At 66.4% G+C, this 14601-nt stretch carries 14 protein-coding genes; 4 read left to right on the forward strand and 10 right to left on the reverse strand.

All coding sequences use genetic code 11. The features are described 5' to 3' along the window. Window positions 1-56: 56 nt before the first annotated feature. The 4 genes from QM615_RS03365 to QM615_RS03380 form a co-directional block, all read right to left on the reverse strand. A complete protein-coding gene (locus QM615_RS03365; RefSeq protein ID WP_255183285.1) occupies window positions 57-947 on the reverse strand; it encodes a lysophospholipid acyltransferase family protein in 891 nt (296 codons plus the stop codon). Beyond that, a complete protein-coding gene (locus QM615_RS03370; RefSeq protein WP_149405528.1) occupies window positions 944-1762 on the reverse strand; it encodes a GNAT family N-acetyltransferase in 819 nt (272 codons plus the stop codon). The genes QM615_RS03365 and QM615_RS03370 overlap by 4 nt, the downstream gene beginning before the upstream one ends. A gap of 146 nt (window positions 1763-1908) precedes the next feature. Beyond that, a complete protein-coding gene (locus tag QM615_RS03375; protein WP_149405527.1) occupies window positions 1909-2865 on the reverse strand; it encodes an electron transfer flavoprotein subunit alpha/FixB family protein in 957 nt (318 codons plus the stop codon). 42 nt (window positions 2866-2907) lie between these two features. Then, window positions 2908-3708: an electron transfer flavoprotein subunit beta/FixA family protein gene (locus QM615_RS03380; protein ID WP_068045787.1), complete on the reverse strand. Its 801-nt coding sequence runs from the start codon at window positions 3706-3708 to the stop codon at window positions 2908-2910. Between the two features lie 170 nt (window positions 3709-3878). Here QM615_RS03380 and QM615_RS03385 point away from each other — a divergent pair, with 170 nt between their 5' ends. Genes QM615_RS03385 through QM615_RS03395 form a run of 3 tightly spaced genes read left to right on the forward strand, consistent with a single transcriptional unit; the run spans window position 3879 to window position 7518 of the window. Beyond that, complete coding sequence (locus QM615_RS03385) at window positions 3879-4718, forward strand: class I SAM-dependent methyltransferase (protein ID WP_149405526.1); 840 nt, start codon at window positions 3879-3881, stop codon at window positions 4716-4718. Window positions 4719-4741: 23 nt separating this feature from the next. After that, entirely contained in the window at window positions 4742-6274 is a 1533-nt protein-coding gene (locus tag QM615_RS03390; RefSeq protein WP_149405525.1) for a 1,4-alpha-glucan branching protein domain-containing protein, read from the forward strand. After that, entirely contained in the window at window positions 6271-7518 is a 1248-nt protein-coding gene (locus QM615_RS03395; RefSeq protein ID WP_149405524.1) for a glycosyltransferase family 4 protein, read from the forward strand. The genes QM615_RS03390 and QM615_RS03395 overlap by 4 nt, the downstream gene beginning before the upstream one ends. 11 nt (window positions 7519-7529) lie before the next feature. Here the strand turns inward: QM615_RS03395 and QM615_RS03400 are convergent, their stop codons facing one another. Continuing rightward, complete coding sequence (locus QM615_RS03400; protein ID WP_068045796.1) at window positions 7530-8291, reverse strand: acyltransferase; 762 nt, start codon at window positions 8289-8291, stop codon at window positions 7530-7532. A gap of 150 nt (window positions 8292-8441) precedes the next feature. Between QM615_RS03400 and QM615_RS03405 the strand changes: the two genes are divergently transcribed. Beyond that, on the forward strand, window positions 8442-9764 hold the full coding sequence (locus QM615_RS03405; protein WP_149405523.1) for an outer membrane protein assembly factor BamB family protein: 1323 nt from the start codon (window positions 8442-8444) through the stop codon (window positions 9762-9764). Here the strand turns inward: QM615_RS03405 and QM615_RS03410 are convergent. From QM615_RS03410 to QM615_RS03430, 5 genes are all read right to left on the reverse strand, one after another. Beyond that, a complete protein-coding gene (locus QM615_RS03410; protein ID WP_149405522.1) occupies window positions 9752-10924 on the reverse strand; it encodes a THUMP-like domain-containing protein in 1173 nt (390 codons plus the stop codon). The genes QM615_RS03405 and QM615_RS03410 overlap by 13 nt on opposite strands. Before the next feature lie 40 nt (window positions 10925-10964). After that, window positions 10965-11975 carry a class I SAM-dependent methyltransferase gene (locus QM615_RS03415; RefSeq protein WP_283347162.1) on the reverse strand — a complete coding sequence of 337 codons (1011 nt, stop codon included), beginning with the start codon at window positions 11973-11975 and terminating at the stop codon, window positions 10965-10967. A gap of 105 nt (window positions 11976-12080) precedes the next feature. Beyond that, window positions 12081-12860: an enoyl-CoA hydratase/isomerase family protein gene (locus QM615_RS03420; RefSeq protein WP_068045804.1), complete on the reverse strand. Its 780-nt coding sequence runs from the start codon at window positions 12858-12860 to the stop codon at window positions 12081-12083. Window positions 12861-12886: 26 nt separating this feature from the next. After that, window positions 12887-13702, reverse strand: a complete 816-nt coding sequence (locus QM615_RS03425; RefSeq protein WP_283346999.1) for an NUDIX hydrolase — start codon at window positions 13700-13702, stop codon at window positions 12887-12889. A gap of 48 nt (window positions 13703-13750) precedes the next feature. Beyond that, window positions 13751-14593: an ABC transporter ATP-binding protein gene (locus QM615_RS03430; RefSeq protein WP_068045832.1), complete on the reverse strand. Its 843-nt coding sequence runs from the start codon at window positions 14591-14593 to the stop codon at window positions 13751-13753. Window positions 14594-14601: the final 8 nt, after the last annotated feature.

The raw sequence follows: 14601 nt of genomic DNA on the forward strand, positions 1-14601 counted from the left end.
TGACCGCGGACCTACCTGCGCGAGGTGGGTCCGCGGTCACGGTGATCGATACTCGGTCAGGCCGCCGCGACCTTCGGCGGCACCGGGCTGCGTTCGGCCTCGGCCACGACCTCGTGCACAGCTGGGTCGTAGACGTCGTCCCGGCGAATCGCCACCTCGCACCGCCGGGCGAGGTCGCGTCGATCGCCGCCGGGTGCCTCCGGGGCCGTGAACTCCACCTCGGCGCGCAGTCCTCGCAGTCGGAAGATCCGGCCGATGGAGGCACCGATCGTTTCGTCTCCCACGAAGCACGTGGCGGTGGTCTGCTCGCCGGTCCGGTCGACGTAGCGCAGCCGAATCGGTTGTACCCAGGTCTCCGAATCGATCGCGGCCTGCAGCAGCGCCGGCCGTAGCGAGCCGTAAGCACGACCACACCAGGTGGTGGCCTCGGGGAAGACGACGACCGACCCGCCTGCGCGGACACGATCGGCAACCTGATCGACGACGCCGGGGAGCTGATGCAGTCGAGCTCGATCGATCGGAAGTACCTTCATGGCCCGCGCCAGGCGACCGAGCAGCGGCCAGTCGATCAGGTCGGCACGCGCCACGAAGGTCGACGGCTGTACCGCGGTGAGCACGACGACGTCGGTCCAGGAGATGTGACCGGCGACGTGCAGTGCACCTGCGGCGGTGCGGGAGCGTTCGCGGTCGGAGCGAGCGTCGAGCACGGTCAGATCGATCCCGATGGCGAACAGCAGAGTGCGAGCACCGATCCGCGTCAGCGAGCGGCGAACCCGCGGGAACGGAACCCCGAGGACGACCAACACCGGCAGCAACCCGAAGGCCACCATCGCCAGTGCGATTCGGAGCGCGAGGACGATTCGTCCCACCGTCGGTGGGTTCTTCGGCAGACAACCGTCACTGCACGGCGACGACGGCATCCACGCGTGCACGATCGGTCGTGTCACCGGACACCCGACTCGAACGTCGTTGCTGCCGAACGTAACCGGTCGAGATAGCGAGTGTTGGCCTCGTGCAGCCCGAGCAATGCGACGAAATCGGCGACACCGAATTCCGGATCATGAGCCGGCTCACCGCAGATAGAGGCACCGAGCCGGAGGTAGCCGTTCATCAACGGCGGCATCGACGTTCGCTTCGCGGGTTCGATGTCGATCAGATCCACCCCGTCGACGACGACCGGAGCGTACGGCCGGACCCGACGGTCGGGCGGCGTGGCGTGCTTGTCCAACAGGCGGTCTCGAACACCGCGAACGTTGGCCCCGATCGGATCCCCTGGTGCCGACTGCATGGGCACCGACACGCACCCCATGACCCACTCGTATCCCGTCACATCGAGGTAGTGCAGGATTCCGGCCCACATCAGCCCGAGCACGGACCCGGACCGGTGATCGGGATGAACTGCAGCCCTTCCCATTTCGACGATGTTCATGCCGACTGGATCGAGCGCGGAGATATCGAATTCGGTTGCCGTGTAGTACCCGCCGGCGGACACGGCGGCCTGCGGAGGCAACATGCGGTAGCAGCCGACGAACGTGTCGGTCCACTGGTCACGAACGAGCAGGTGATCACAGAATTCGTCGAACCGATCGGCGTCGAGGCCGTCGGTGTCGGTGGGAATGGAAAACCCCGGCTCGGAAGCGAACACCTCGTAGCGCAGACGCTGCGCGGCGAGTCGGTGCTCCGGGTCGGTGGACAACACCAGCGAATAACGGTCGGTGGCCGGGACGATCGATGCAGTCGAGCTCATGACGGAAGTGGTCATGAGGTGTGTCTAACGAGCGGGGAAGGCCACCGGGCATCGTCGGGGAAACGTGTCGGAAGAGTTTGTGTGAACAAGGTTGCGCTGCCCGAGACGACAGGCCCCCACCGCGCGAGCGGTGGGGGCCTGTCGTCGAACAGCGCTGGAGGCTATCCCTTGTGCTTCTTGACTGCCTCGGTCAGCTGCGGTGCGACGTTGAAGAGGTCACCGACGATGCCGTAGTCGGCGATCTCGAAGATGGGCGCTTCCTCGTCCTTGTTGACCGCGACGATCGTCTTCGAGGTCTGCATGCCTGCACGGTGCTGGATGGCTCCGGAGATACCCAGCGCGACGTACAGCTGCGGGGAAACGGTCTTGCCCGTCTGACCCACCTGGAACTGGCCGGGGTAGTAGCCGGAGTCGACAGCGGCGCGCGAGGCACCGACTGCGGCACCGAGCGAGTCGGCCAGACTCTCGACGACGGAGAACTTGTCGGCGCTGCCGACACCACGTCCACCGGACACGACGACCGATGCCTCGGTGAGCTCCGGACGGTCGCCGCCGACGATCGGGTCACGTGAGGTGACCTTGACGGCCCCCTCTTCCTGCGCGGGAACCTCGACGGTTTCGCGGGTGCCCGCTCCGGCCTTCGGCTCGGCCTCGACTGCACCGGGGCGCAGCGAGATGACCGGAACGTCGCCGTTGGCCTTGGCCTCGACGGTGAACGCGCCACCGAAGATGGAGTAGACGGCACTGCCGTCGCCGTTGATTGCGACGACGTCGTTGTGGTAGCCCGAGCCGAGGCGTGCTGCGAGTCGTCCCGCAACTTCCTTGCCCTCGATCGTGGCAGCGGTGATGATCGCTGCCGGTGAGACCGACTCCGCGAGTGCCGACAGCACGTCGACCTTCGGGGTGACGAGGAATCCGTCGACCGCGTCGGATTCGGCGGCGTAGATCTTCTCGGCACCGGCTTCGGTCAGTGCGTCGGCGACCTTGTCGGTGGTGCCGACCGGGCCGGTGACGACCGCGGACGGCTCACCCAGCGCACGAGCGGCGGTGATCAGCTCGGTGCTGACCTTCTTCAGTGTTCCCTCGACGTGCTCCACGAGCACGAGTACTTCTGCCATGACTTGCTCCTCGTTTGTCTTCGATTGCTCGGTGGGGCGGGATCAGATGATCTTCTGGCCGACGAGGTAGGTGGCGATCTTGTCGCCGCCGTCGCCCTCGTCGGTGAGCCGCTCGCCTGCAGTCTTGGGAGGCTTGGGGGTGGACGACGTGACGGTCGTTCCCGCGTTGTCGACGCCGACGATGCCGTCCTCGACACCGATGTCGGCGAGCGTGATGGTCTGCACCGTCTTCTTCTTCGCGGCCATGATGCCCTTGAAGGACGGGAAGCGCGGTTCGTTGATCTTCTCGGTGACGCTCACGATGGCGGGCAACGCGGCTTCGAGGCCGAAGATGCCTTCGTCGGTCTCCCGCTCGCCGGTGACCTTGCCGTCGGCTACGACGAGCTTGCGCATCTGCGTCAGGGCCGGGATCTGCAGGTATTCGGCGATGATCGCGGGAACGGCACCGGTGCGGCCGTCGGTGGCCTCGTTGCCGGCGATGATGAGATCGGCCGGCTCGTCGTTCTCGAATGCGACGTTGCCGAGCGCTGCGGCCAGCGCGTATCCGGTCTGGATCGCGTCGGAGCCGTGCAGGGTCGGGTCGTTGAGGTGCACTGCGCTGTCTGCACCCATCGACAAGGCCTTGCGAATGGCGTCGGTGGCGCGGTCGGGGCCTGCGGACAGAACCTTCACCTCACCGCCCTGGGCTTCCTTGATGAGCAGTGCTTCTTCGACGGCCCGCTCGTTGATCTCGTCGAGGACGGCGTCGGCAGCCTCGCGATCGAGGGTGTAGTCACCGTCGGTGAGCTTGCGCTCGGACCACGTGTCTGGAACCTGCTTGATCAAAACAACGATGTTCGTCATGGGTCTGCGTCGACCTCCTGGTCATGTTCTGCTGATCGTGAGTGTTCTAACGGTTGGTGCAGTACTGGTTCGTGCAGTTCTACGGTCTGGGACGAGGTTACCTCACCGTAGTTACTCGTGGGTAACTTACCTCCCTGCCTGTCCGACCATACATCTGCACCCCGACTGTTATGGAGACCACGTTGGCTTACCTCCCGCGCGCCTCCACTAACCTTTCGGCGGTGAACGATTCATCGGCTCAGGCACCGGCACCGGAACCACTCCCCCTCACCGGAGAACGCACCGTGCCCGGCATCGCCGAGGAGAACTACTGGTTCCGCCGCCACGAGGTGGTCTACCGCGCACTCGTCGACCGCTGCCGTGACCGAACGGTGCTCGAAGCGGGATCCGGAGAAGGCTACGGAGCCAACATGATTGCCGATGTCGCGTCGAACGTTCTCGGCCTCGACTACGACGCGTCGGCCGCCGCACACGTGCATGCCCGCTACCCGAGGGTGACCATGCTGCGTGGCAACCTCGACCGCCTTCCGTTGGCCGATTCCTCGATCGACGTCGTCGTCAATTTCCAGGTGATCGAGCACCTCTGGGACCAAGGTGCGTTCCTTGCCGAGGTGCACCGGGTACTCGCGCCCGGGGGCATTCTGTTGATCAGCACACCGAACCGCATCACGTTCTCGCCCGGCCGTGACACCCCGCTCAATCCCTTCCACACCCGCGAACTCGACGCGGCCGAACTCACCGAACTACTCGTGGACGCTCGGCTCGAGGTCGACGAACTCACCGGGGTCAGGCACGGACGCACTCTGGCCGCCCTCGATGCCAAGCACGGCGGTTCGTTCATCGACGCTCAGATCGAACGAGCACTGGCCGGCGAACCCTGGCCTGCCGAACTCACCGAGGACGTCGCGGCTGTCTCGATCGAGGATTTCGACATCACCGCCGACCGCATCGACGACAGCCTCGACCTGGTCGCCGTTGCCCGCAAGAGCTCGAGCACGGTGATCGGGTGACATCCGGTGCCACCGTGCCGGGCATGTTCTCTCTCGTTCTGCACTCCCACCTGCCGTGGTTGGCCAATCACGGCAGGTGGCCGGTAGGCGAGGAGTGGCTGTATCAGTCCTGGGCCGACTGCTACCTGCCACTCACCGCGATGCTCGAGCAACTGGCCGAGGACGGTCACACCGACGTGCTGTCGCTGGGGATCACCCCTGTTCTGGCCGCTCAACTCGACGATCCACACTGCCTGTCCGGAATGCACCACTGGCTCGGGAACTGGCAGCTCAGGGCCCACGAGGCAACAGATCGCGACCTGTCCGTTCGTGAGCACCGAGGTTCTGCCGCGGCGCTCGATCGATTCGAGGCCCGGTGGCGTCACGGCGGTTCGGCGGTACTCCGGCCGCTGGTCGACAACGGAACCGTCGAACTGCTGGGTGGGCCGCTGGCGCATCCGTTCCAGCCGCTGCTCGATCCGCGGCTTCGGCAGTTCTCACTGAGCGAAGGCCTGCTCGACGCCCGCTCCCGGTGGGGCACCACGCCCCGAGGCATCTGGGCACCGGAATGCGGATTCACCCCCGGCATGGAAACCGAATACGCCGCCGCCGGGGTCTCGCACTTCATGGTCGACGGGCCCGCGATGCGTGGAGACACCTCCCTCGGCAGGCCGGTCTGGGACTCCGACGTCGTCGCGTTCGGACGCGACCTGCCGGTCAGCTACCGCGTCTGGTCACCGAAGTCCGGCTATCCCGGCCACGGTTCCTATCGAGATTTCCACACCTACGATCACGCGACCGGTCTCAAACCGGCCCGGGTCACCGGCCGCTCGGTCGCGTCGAACGACAAGGCTCCCTACGATCCCGCGCGGGCGGCGGCGACGGTGGATCGTCACGTGGCCGACTTCGTCGATGTGGTTCGTCGGCGCCTGATCTCGGAGTCCGAGCGGATCGGTCGCGACGCCCTCGTCGTCGCGGCATTCGACACCGAGCTGTTCGGGCACTGGTGGCACGAGGGTCCGCAGTGGCTCGGCAAGCTGATGCGCGCGCTTCCCGCGGCAGGCATCACCGTCGGCACGCTCGGCGACGCCCGCGAGCAGGGATACGTCGGAGCGCCACTGGAACTGCAGGATTCGTCGTGGGGATCGGGTAAGGACTGGCGGGTGTGGGCGGGCGACGACGTCGCGGACCTGGTTGCGCTCAATGCCGAGGTCTCTCGGACCGCTCTCGATGCCGTCGATACCGCCCGAGCTGCACAGCGTCGCGCCGGTGGACCCGAACTCCGCAATCGCGTCAACGATCAGATACTGCGTGAGACACTGATGGCCGTGGCCAGCGACTGGGCATTCATGGTCAGCAAGGACTCCGCCGCAGGCTATGCGCGGGAACGGGCACACGTTCACGCACATGCGTTGCGCGAGATCGCGGCTGCGGCCGCAGGTGGATCACCTGCCCGAGCGAACGAATTGGCTCGGCAGTGGAACCGCGCGGACGGGCTGTTTCCTGCGTTGGACGCACGCCGACTGCCCGGTGCACACGTCGGCGGCGAGCGAGAAGATGCAGGGGGGCGTCGATGAAGATACTGATGGTGTCGTGGGAGTACCCACCCGTGGTGGTGGGCGGCCTCGGTCGGCACGTTCATCACCTGGCAACCGAACTGGTCCGGTGCGGCCACGAGGTCGTGGTGCTGTCGCGTCGACCCACCGGAACCGACGCCGCCACCCACCCGACGTCTCACCACATCGAGGACGGGGTGCTCGTCGTCGCGGTGGCCGAGGACCCGGCTCACTTCGTCTTCGGGGAGGACATGCTCGCATGGACCCTCGCGATGGGGCACGCGATGGTGCGTGCCGGCGTCGCGCTGGGAAAGCCGGGGCTGGGCGACGGCTGGCAACCCGACGTCGTGCATGCGCACGACTGGCTCGTCGCGCACCCGTCGATCGCACTCGCCGAGTTCTACGACGTACCGCTCGTCTCGACCATCCACGCCACCGAGGCCGGCCGCCACAGCGGCTGGATCTCCGGCCCCGTCAACCGTCAGGTGCACTCAATCGAGTGGTGGCTCGCCAACGATTCCGATGCAGTGATCACCTGTTCGGGGTCGATGAAGGACGAGGTCACCACCCTGTTCGGAGTATCCGAGTCGGCGGTGACGGTGATTCGCAACGGAATCGACCGATCCACCTGGCACTTTCGTCGACGAGAGCCTCGATCGGAGCCGGCCAAGCTGCTCTACGTCGGCCGACTCGAGTACGAGAAGGGCATCCAGGATGCCATCGCCGCCCTGCCCCGCATCCGACGAAGCCACCCGGGCACCACCCTGCACATCGCCGGCGAAGGAACACAGTTCGCCTGGTTGGCAGGGCTGACGCGCACCCACCGGGTTGCCCGCGCAGTGTCTTTTCTGGGCAATCTCGACCACACAGAATTGCTCGGCTGGCTGCACGGAGCCGACGCCATCGTCCTACCCAGTCGATACGAACCGTTCGGCATCATCGCGCTGGAGGCTGCGGCTGCGGGCACCCCACTGGTCGCGTCCACCGCAGGCGGTCTGGGTGAAGCCATCGTCGACGGCGTGACCGGCCTGTCCTTCGAGCCCGGCGACGTCGGTGGGCTCGCTGCAGCCGTGCGGCGCGTTCTCGACAACACGGACGCCGCGCAGGAACGAGCCGTGGCCGCCCGCGACAGGCTCACCGTGGATTTCGACTGGAAACACGTCGCCGAGTCGACGGCCCAGGTCTACCTGGAAGCCAAACGCAAGGTTCGGCATCCGCTGTCCCGCCCGCACATCGCCGAGCGCGCGCTCCCCGGCCGTACCTGAGAACACCGGGGTCAGATCTCCCGCGCCGCCTCGGCCTGTCCGAGCGCCTTCTTGCGGGCGATATCCTCCAGCGCAGCAATGTATTTCGCGCGGTCGGCGGCACCGGCCTCCCACGCGTCCTTGCGATTGCGGACGACCTTGGCCGGGGCCCCGACCGCGATGCTGTAATCCGGGATCTCACCCTTGACGACGGCGTGGGCTCCGAGCACGCAGCCCCGCCCGATCCTGGTCTCGCGCAGGATCGTCACCTTGGCGGCGATCCACGTGTCCGGCCCGATCCGCACCGGGCCCTTGACGATTCCCTGATCCTTGATGGGCATGTTCACATCGTCCATCCGATGATCGAAATCGCAGATGTAGCACCAGTCGGCCACCAGCGTCGATGCGCCGATCTCGATGTCGAGGTAGGTGTTGACGACATTGTCCTTACCGAACACCACCTTGTCGCCGATCCGCAGCGAGCCCTCGTGGCAGCGAATGGCATTACCGTCGCCGATGTGGACCCAGCGCCCGATCTCGAGACGAGAGAGTTCGGGGGTCGAATGTATCTCCACGTTCTTGCCGAGAAACACCATGCCCCTCAGGATCACGTGCGGATTGGCGAGCTTGAACTTCGCGAGGCGGTAGTACCGCACGAGGTACCACGGCGTGTACGCCTTGTTCGCGAGCACCCAGTCGAGAGACGCACGCGTGAGGAACCGCGCCTGCTCGGTGTCGCGTCGTCTCGACCCGCGCCAGCGTGTCCGCAGCGGCGCGTTCCACATACTCGTCATGGACGTTCACCCTAGTTTCTCGTTCGCCCGCTCTCTGCCGGCACCCTTGCGCGGGCTAGGGTTGCCTGTCGACTGTTGCTCGTCGACGAGACGAACACAGACGCCCCGGCACCACGTCGGGCACGGAAATCAAGACACGGGGAGCGATCGATGCGCGGCGTCACGGCCAAGGGCAGGACCGGCAGAAAGGTCACTGCGGTCGCTGCGGCTATAGTCGTGGTGACCGTGAGCGGTTGCAGCGCCGACACCTCGGCCATCGAACCGCTCTCCCCCGATTCGTGGCCCGCAGCGCATGCGAACTCGCACAACAGCGGTTCGACGGCCGTGTCGGTGTCGACACCTCTGTCCCTGGACTGGACGCGCCCCACGGGCGGCACGGTGACCTCTCCGGTGTCCATCGGATCGACGGGCCAGATGTTCGTCACTGCCGCCACCGAATCCGGCTGCAACCTCTTCTCGTTCGAGATCGACTCCGCCCGCAAGCGCTGGTGCAATCGAGTCGGGCCGTCCGTCGTCACTGCCACGCCGACCGTCGATTCGGCCATCAACGTCTACATCGGCGACGACGGCAGCATGAACTCGTACAACGACCACGGACAACTGCGTTGGCGCACACCGGTGTACGGAGTGCCCAAGTCCGCCCAGTTCCTCGGGGACGGCAGCCTGCTCTCGATCACCCAGATGGGCCAGGTCAGCGTTCTCGATTCGCAGAACGGGCAACTCCGAGTGCCCATTCTGGATCTGGTTCCGACGCCGGATTTCCTGACCGAGCCGAACTCCGATTTTCAGCCGATGGACACCGGACTCGCCCAGTGCAGCTCGGGTGGATCCGAATGCCCCGTACCCGCAGCACCCGCGGTGGACAGTGCGACCGGAACGATGTACCTGACACTGTGGCGTCCGGGTTCGATTGCACCACAACTCGTTTCGGTGCAGTACGACCGGGACGGCTCTCCCGGACTCGTCGAACGCTGGTCCTCGGACCTGCTGCCCGCCGGAGTCGCGTCGAGTCCGGTGCTGTCCGAGGACGGGTCGACGGTCTACCTGGCCGACGTCGACGGCAGGTTGACCGCGTTCGACACCGCCGACGGGCGACAGAAGTGGACCGAGGGCACCGGGCTCGGCATCGGTGCCAGTCCCTCGATCGCTTCCGACGGCACGATCGTGCCGTCGGGCGGAGACGGCACCCTCATGGGCGTGCGCGACAACGGAGATTCGGCCGAGCGAGTGTGGGTCCGCGACGACATCGAACAGGCAGGCAGCGCAGCCCAATCCGCAGACGGACGCGGCCATACCGTCGTACGCGAGGACGACGGGCTGGCCCTGCTCACGTTCGACGCGGCCACCGGAGAAACGGTGGACGTGCAACCGGTTCCCGACGTCGTCGGCACCACCGTCGGCACGTCCATCGGCCCGGACGGCCAGGTCGTCACCGCGAGCTACCTCGGCGAGATCTTCACCTACACGGGCTGAGCGACAGCGCCCGGAGCGCAGACGAACGCCACCGCGGACCGTTCGACTCGGGCGATCACCACAGACAACGCCACGGAGCCGCGCAGTTTGAGCCTGGGCCGCAGTATCGCCGGATCCACGTCGACCCCGCGGACGAGAATCTCCACCGAGCCGCAATCCATCCGATTCAGTTGTTGCCGAAGCACTTTCTCCGAGAACTTGGACTGCTCGAGAATTCGAAAGCCGCGCACCCCGGCCGGGACGGTGTCGCCGGTCAGATACGCAATTCTCGGATCGAGTTGCCACAGACCGAATCTGGCTCCGTAGTGCCGAACCAAACCGGCTCTGACCACCGCCCCGTCCGGATCGACCAGATAGCGGCCGGGGGGCCGAACCGGAATCTCGTCCGACTCGGCATCGGTGAATTCCAGAACACTGCCGTCGGATCGAAGAACCGCTGCCCGACGCCGAACACCGCGCTCGCTCAACCCCTCCGACCACAGGCACGCTTCTCTCACTCCCCCGTCGAGCGAGACCACCTCGATCTCGCCGGCCCAGTCGAGCGCATCGAAATCCAGGCCGGGCGCACACTTGACGACCAGGTCTCGGCCTCGATAGGCGTCGAACAGATCCGGGAGCGGCGGCTGCAGAGCCGCCGGGTCATGGCGTCGCCGCCCACCTGCTCGGCGGCCGGGATCGGCAACGACGACGGTCTCACGCGTCGTCGGGGTCAGTGCGTCGGCGCGCAGCAGAGTGGCCTCAGGAACGTTGTGTGCGGCCATCCGAAGCCGAATCGGGTCGAGATCGCTGCCCACCGCCAACTCCGCCGTAGCGACGAGGACGGACAGTTCACTGCCGATCGAACACGTGACATCGTGCACCCGACGCCCCGCGAGTCGAGCGGCCCGCCTCCGAGCGACGAGCGTCGGCGTGGCCTGCTGGACCGCCTCGTCGGTCACCAGCCACCGATCGGAGTCGACCAACTTCACTCGGGCCTTGCGGCGGACCGTGACCGTTTCGATCAGTGCACTCGCATGGTCCGGGAAGCGAGTGCGCACCGAGGCCGTGTCGCGCACCGACGTTCGAGCGCTGAGCTCGAGATCGTCGACCGCAGCAAGAGCTCCGGCACCGGCCTCGCTTGAAAAGAAGTCGAGGTCGGTGCCGGTGAATTCGTAGCCCACTAGCGGACTCGAGTGCTGAGCCCGCGGCGGTCCGAGCCGATCAAGCGCGAGGGGCGGGCTTGATGCCGGTGATCATCACGTTGTAGAACAGTCCGCGCGGTACCACGTGCTGCAGCACGTTCTCGTCCACCCAGCTCAGTGTCTTCCAACCGCCGAAGGCGAATTTCGCCCAGTTCCATCCCAGCTTGCCCTCGGGTACTGCGGCCTCGAAGGTCCGCACCGGCCAACCGAGCAGAGCGGCGGCGAACTCCTCGGTGTTCGCCTGCACGGACTCGGCACCGGCCGAGAGCGCGATGTGCTCGAGATCGGTGGGATCGAACGTGTGCAGGTCGACGACGGCCTCCAGTGCCGCCGCTCGCGAGGATTCGTCGAGCTCTTCCTGCGGCTTGCGCCAGCTCGCCAGGAACGGAAGTTTGGTCGCGCGGGTGGTCGCCTCCCACGTGATGCGTCCGAGCCACCGTGCGTAGAAGTTGCCGACCGTGGTGGGTTCGCCCGCGAAAACGAAGCGGCCGCCCGGCTTGAGTACCCGCAGCACCTCTCGCAGGGACTGTTCGACGTCCGGGATGTGATGGAGGACGGCGTGCCCGACGACGAGATCGAACGTGTTGTCGTCGTACGGAATCGTCTCCGCATCGGCGACCCGGCCGTCGACGTCCAGGCCGAGGTGCTCGGCGTTGCGAAGAGCGACCTTGACCATGCCGGGCGAGAGGTCGGTGACCGAGCCCTTGTCTGCGATGCCGGCCTGCATCAGGTTGAGCAGGAAGAACCCGGTACCGCAGCCCAGCTCGAGGGCGCGGCCGTACGGAAGTGCGGATTGCGCCGACGCGTCACCGGAGACCGCCTGATCGAATCTGCCGCGCGCGTAGTCGATGCATCGCTCGTCGTAGGAGATCGACCACTTGTCGTCGTAGGTTTCGGCTTCCCAGTCGTGATAGAGCACCTGAGCCAGTTTGGTGTCCGACCGTGCGGCCTCGACCTGCTCGGCAGTGGCGTGCGGGTTCGGGGCTGGATCGACCTGGCGGTCATCGGTCTCGGACGACGCCGAAGGCATCGCGTTCGAGATCGATCGATTGACACCGTCGTGGGGGCTTGCAGTCATCAGGCGAGCCTACTATCCGGTAGCTGTGGAACAACTCTGCTCTGCGGGACCGGTGCTTCAGCGTCCGGTGAAGGTCGCTTTACCAGGGCCGTCGGCCACGAACGACGTCATGCCGATCGTGCGATCCTCGGTGGCGAACAACGCCGCGAACTGCTGAGCCTCGATCCGAAGACCGGTGGTGAGATCGACGTCGAGCCCCTGATCGATCGACGCCTTCGCCGCTGCGAGCGCTCGCGATGCACCCGTGGTGAACTGCATGGCCCACGCGCGCGCTGCGTTGTACACCTCGTCCGGTGCCACCACCTCGTCCACCAATCCGATACGCAACGCTTCCTCGGCACCGACGAAGCGGCCGGTGAAGACCATGTCCTTCGCACGGCTCGGGCCGATCAACCGAGCCAGCCGCTGCGTTCCGCCGCCGCCGGGGATGACACCGAGCAGCACCTCGGGGACACCGAACTTGGCGTTGTCGCCGGCGATCCGACGGTCCGCACCCAGTGCAACCTCCAGCCCACCACCGAGTGCGTACCCGGTCACGGCCGCGACCACGGGCTTGGGAATGGTACTGAGCGAGCCGAGGGCCGACTGCAGATCTCCGGCGATCGCGGCCATCTCCGACGCGGACAGCGCCACCATCTCCTTGATGTCGGCACCGGCGGCGAAGACCTTCTCGCCGCCGTAGACGACGACGGCCTTGACGTCGGCATTCACCGTGGCCTCGCGAGCCGCCGCTCGGATCTCGTCCTGCATCTGCCGATCGAGCGCATTCATCGGCGGACGGTCGAGGCGGATGGTGCCGATGCCGTCGGACACTTCGAGATTCACGAACTCAGCCATGGGCCGAAAGGCTACCGGGCCGAGGACTAGCGATCCGACCAGGGATGGCGCGTTCCGGCGTAGTACGCGTCGTCGCCGTCGAAGAGCACCCGGACCGTCCCCTCGTCGCGGGTGAGGATCGGCAGAACCGGGGCGATCTCGCGGTCGTGGTCGACGACCTGTGCGACGGTGTCGAACCGAGACAGTGCGTCGAGTTGGCTCCAGGTGGGCGGAAGGAGGATGGTGTTCCCCGACCGCCAGTCCGCCAGTGCGTCACCGGTGGAGCGCCAGCTCACCGACGCCGCCTCGCTGGTCTCGCCGTCCGCATTCTGCCCCTCGGGCAGCACTGCGACGAAAAACCGGGTGTCGTACCGTCGCGCTTCGCCCACCGGGGTGATCCAGTGCGACCACGGCCGGAGCAGATCCGATCGCAGAACGAGGTCGTGGGCGGTGAGGAATTCGGCGAACGACACCTCACGGCGCTCGAGCCGACCCCGCTCTCCCGCGAACGGAGCGGTGTCGGCAACGATCGAATCCGGTGTCGAGCCGGCCAGCAGCACACCGCACTCCTCGAACGTCTCGCGCGCCGCGGCACACACCAGGGCCTGCGCCTTGCCCTCGTCGGTTCCGAAGCGCTCGGCCCACCACGACGGCGGCGGTCCTGCCCAGCGGACGTCAGCTGCCGCGTCCGAGGGGTCGACGCCGCCACCGGGAAACACCGTCATGCCACCCGCGAAGGCCATGCCACCGACACGTTCGAGCAGGAACACCTCGATGTCGGGTCGTGACAGGCCGTCACGAATCAAGATGACCGTCGAGGCGTCCCGGGCCTGTACGTGATCGGCAGCACTGTTCGAGCTCATGAAAGGGAACGTACCGCTGCATTGCGCAGCGGAGTCGATCGGTCCGCTCTATCGGCGGTGCGCCCCGGCAGCGCGGGTCCGCCGCGCGAAGAAGCGACCGTCGACGCGATCGAGTGCGATCGACTGACTGAACGCCTCGGTCAGATTCTCTGCGGTGATGACGTCGTCGACCAGTCCCTGCGCCACCACCCCGCCTTCTTTGAGCAGCAACGCGTGACTGAATCCCGGCGGAATCTCTTCCACGTGATGGGTGATCAGCACGGTCGCGGGGGCGTCTGGATCGGCAGCGAGGTCGGTCAGCCGCGCCACCAGTTCCTCGCGTCCACCGAGGTCGAGCCCTGCCGCAGGCTCGTCCAGCAACAGCAGTTCGGGATCGGTCATCAGAGCGCGGGCGATGAGAACGCGCTTTCGTTCGCCTTCCGACAGCGTGCCGTAGGTGCGGGTGGCGAGATGCTCGGCACCGAGGCTCTCGAGCATTTCCACTGCACGCTCGGTGTCGACCGCGTCGTATTTCTCACGCCAGCGCCCCAACACCGAGTAGCCGGCGGACACCACCAGATCGGATACGAGTTCGTCGGCCGGAATGCGCTGCGCCAGCGAGGAGGACGACAGACCGATCCGCGGTCGGAGTTCGGAGACGTCGGCCTTGCCCATGACCTCGCCGAGAACGTGGGCGACACCGGACGTGGGATGGATTTCGGCCGCAGCGATGCGCAGCAGAGACGTCTTTCCGGCACCGTTCGGGCCGAGGACCACCCACCGTTCGTCCAGTTCCACCTTCCAGGTGACGGGTCCCACCAGGGTCGCACCGCCGCGGCGGACGACTACGTCGGTGAAATCTACGAGCAGGTCGGGATCCGGTTCAGACACGACGCCTATCTTCCCGCACATCGACCGCG

Origin of the sequence: Rhodococcus sp. IEGM 1341, from assembly GCF_030056895.1 — a bacterium.
In the GTDB taxonomy this organism is placed as follows: domain Bacteria; phylum Actinomycetota; class Actinomycetes; order Mycobacteriales; family Mycobacteriaceae; genus Rhodococcoides.

What these genes read in the sequence shown, in the direction of transcription:
- QM615_RS03405 (WP_149405523.1), top strand. Translation starts at nt 8,442, where the DNA reads ATGCGCGGCGTCACGGCCAAGGGCAGGACCGGCAGAAAGGTCACTGCG.
- QM615_RS03385 (WP_149405526.1), top strand. Translation starts at nt 3,879, where the DNA reads ATGGAGACCACGTTGGCTTACCTCCCGCGCGCCTCCACTAACCTTTCG.
- QM615_RS03390 (WP_149405525.1), top strand. Translation starts at nt 4,742, where the DNA reads ATGTTCTCTCTCGTTCTGCACTCCCACCTGCCGTGGTTGGCCAATCAC.
- QM615_RS03375 (WP_149405527.1), bottom strand. Translation starts at nt 2,865, where the DNA reads ATGGCAGAAGTACTCGTGCTCGTGGAGCACGTCGAGGGAACACTGAAG.
- QM615_RS03380 (WP_068045787.1), bottom strand. Translation starts at nt 3,708, where the DNA reads ATGACGAACATCGTTGTTTTGATCAAGCAGGTTCCAGACACGTGGTCC.
- QM615_RS03395 (WP_149405524.1), top strand. Translation starts at nt 6,271, where the DNA reads ATGAAGATACTGATGGTGTCGTGGGAGTACCCACCCGTGGTGGTGGGC.
- QM615_RS03415 (WP_283347162.1), bottom strand. Translation starts at nt 11,975, where the DNA reads ATGCCTTCGGCGTCGTCCGAGACCGATGACCGCCAGGTCGATCCAGCC.
- QM615_RS03425 (WP_283346999.1), bottom strand. Translation starts at nt 13,702, where the DNA reads ATGAGCTCGAACAGTGCTGCCGATCACGTACAGGCCCGGGACGCCTCG.
- QM615_RS03430 (WP_068045832.1), bottom strand. Translation starts at nt 14,593, where the DNA reads ATGTGCGGGAAGATAGGCGTCGTGTCTGAACCGGATCCCGACCTGCTC.
- QM615_RS03400 (WP_068045796.1), bottom strand. Translation starts at nt 8,291, where the DNA reads ATGACGAGTATGTGGAACGCGCCGCTGCGGACACGCTGGCGCGGGTCG.
- QM615_RS03370 (WP_149405528.1), bottom strand. Translation starts at nt 1,762, where the DNA reads ATGACCACTTCCGTCATGAGCTCGACTGCATCGATCGTCCCGGCCACC.
- QM615_RS03420 (WP_068045804.1), bottom strand. Translation starts at nt 12,860, where the DNA reads ATGGCTGAGTTCGTGAATCTCGAAGTGTCCGACGGCATCGGCACCATC.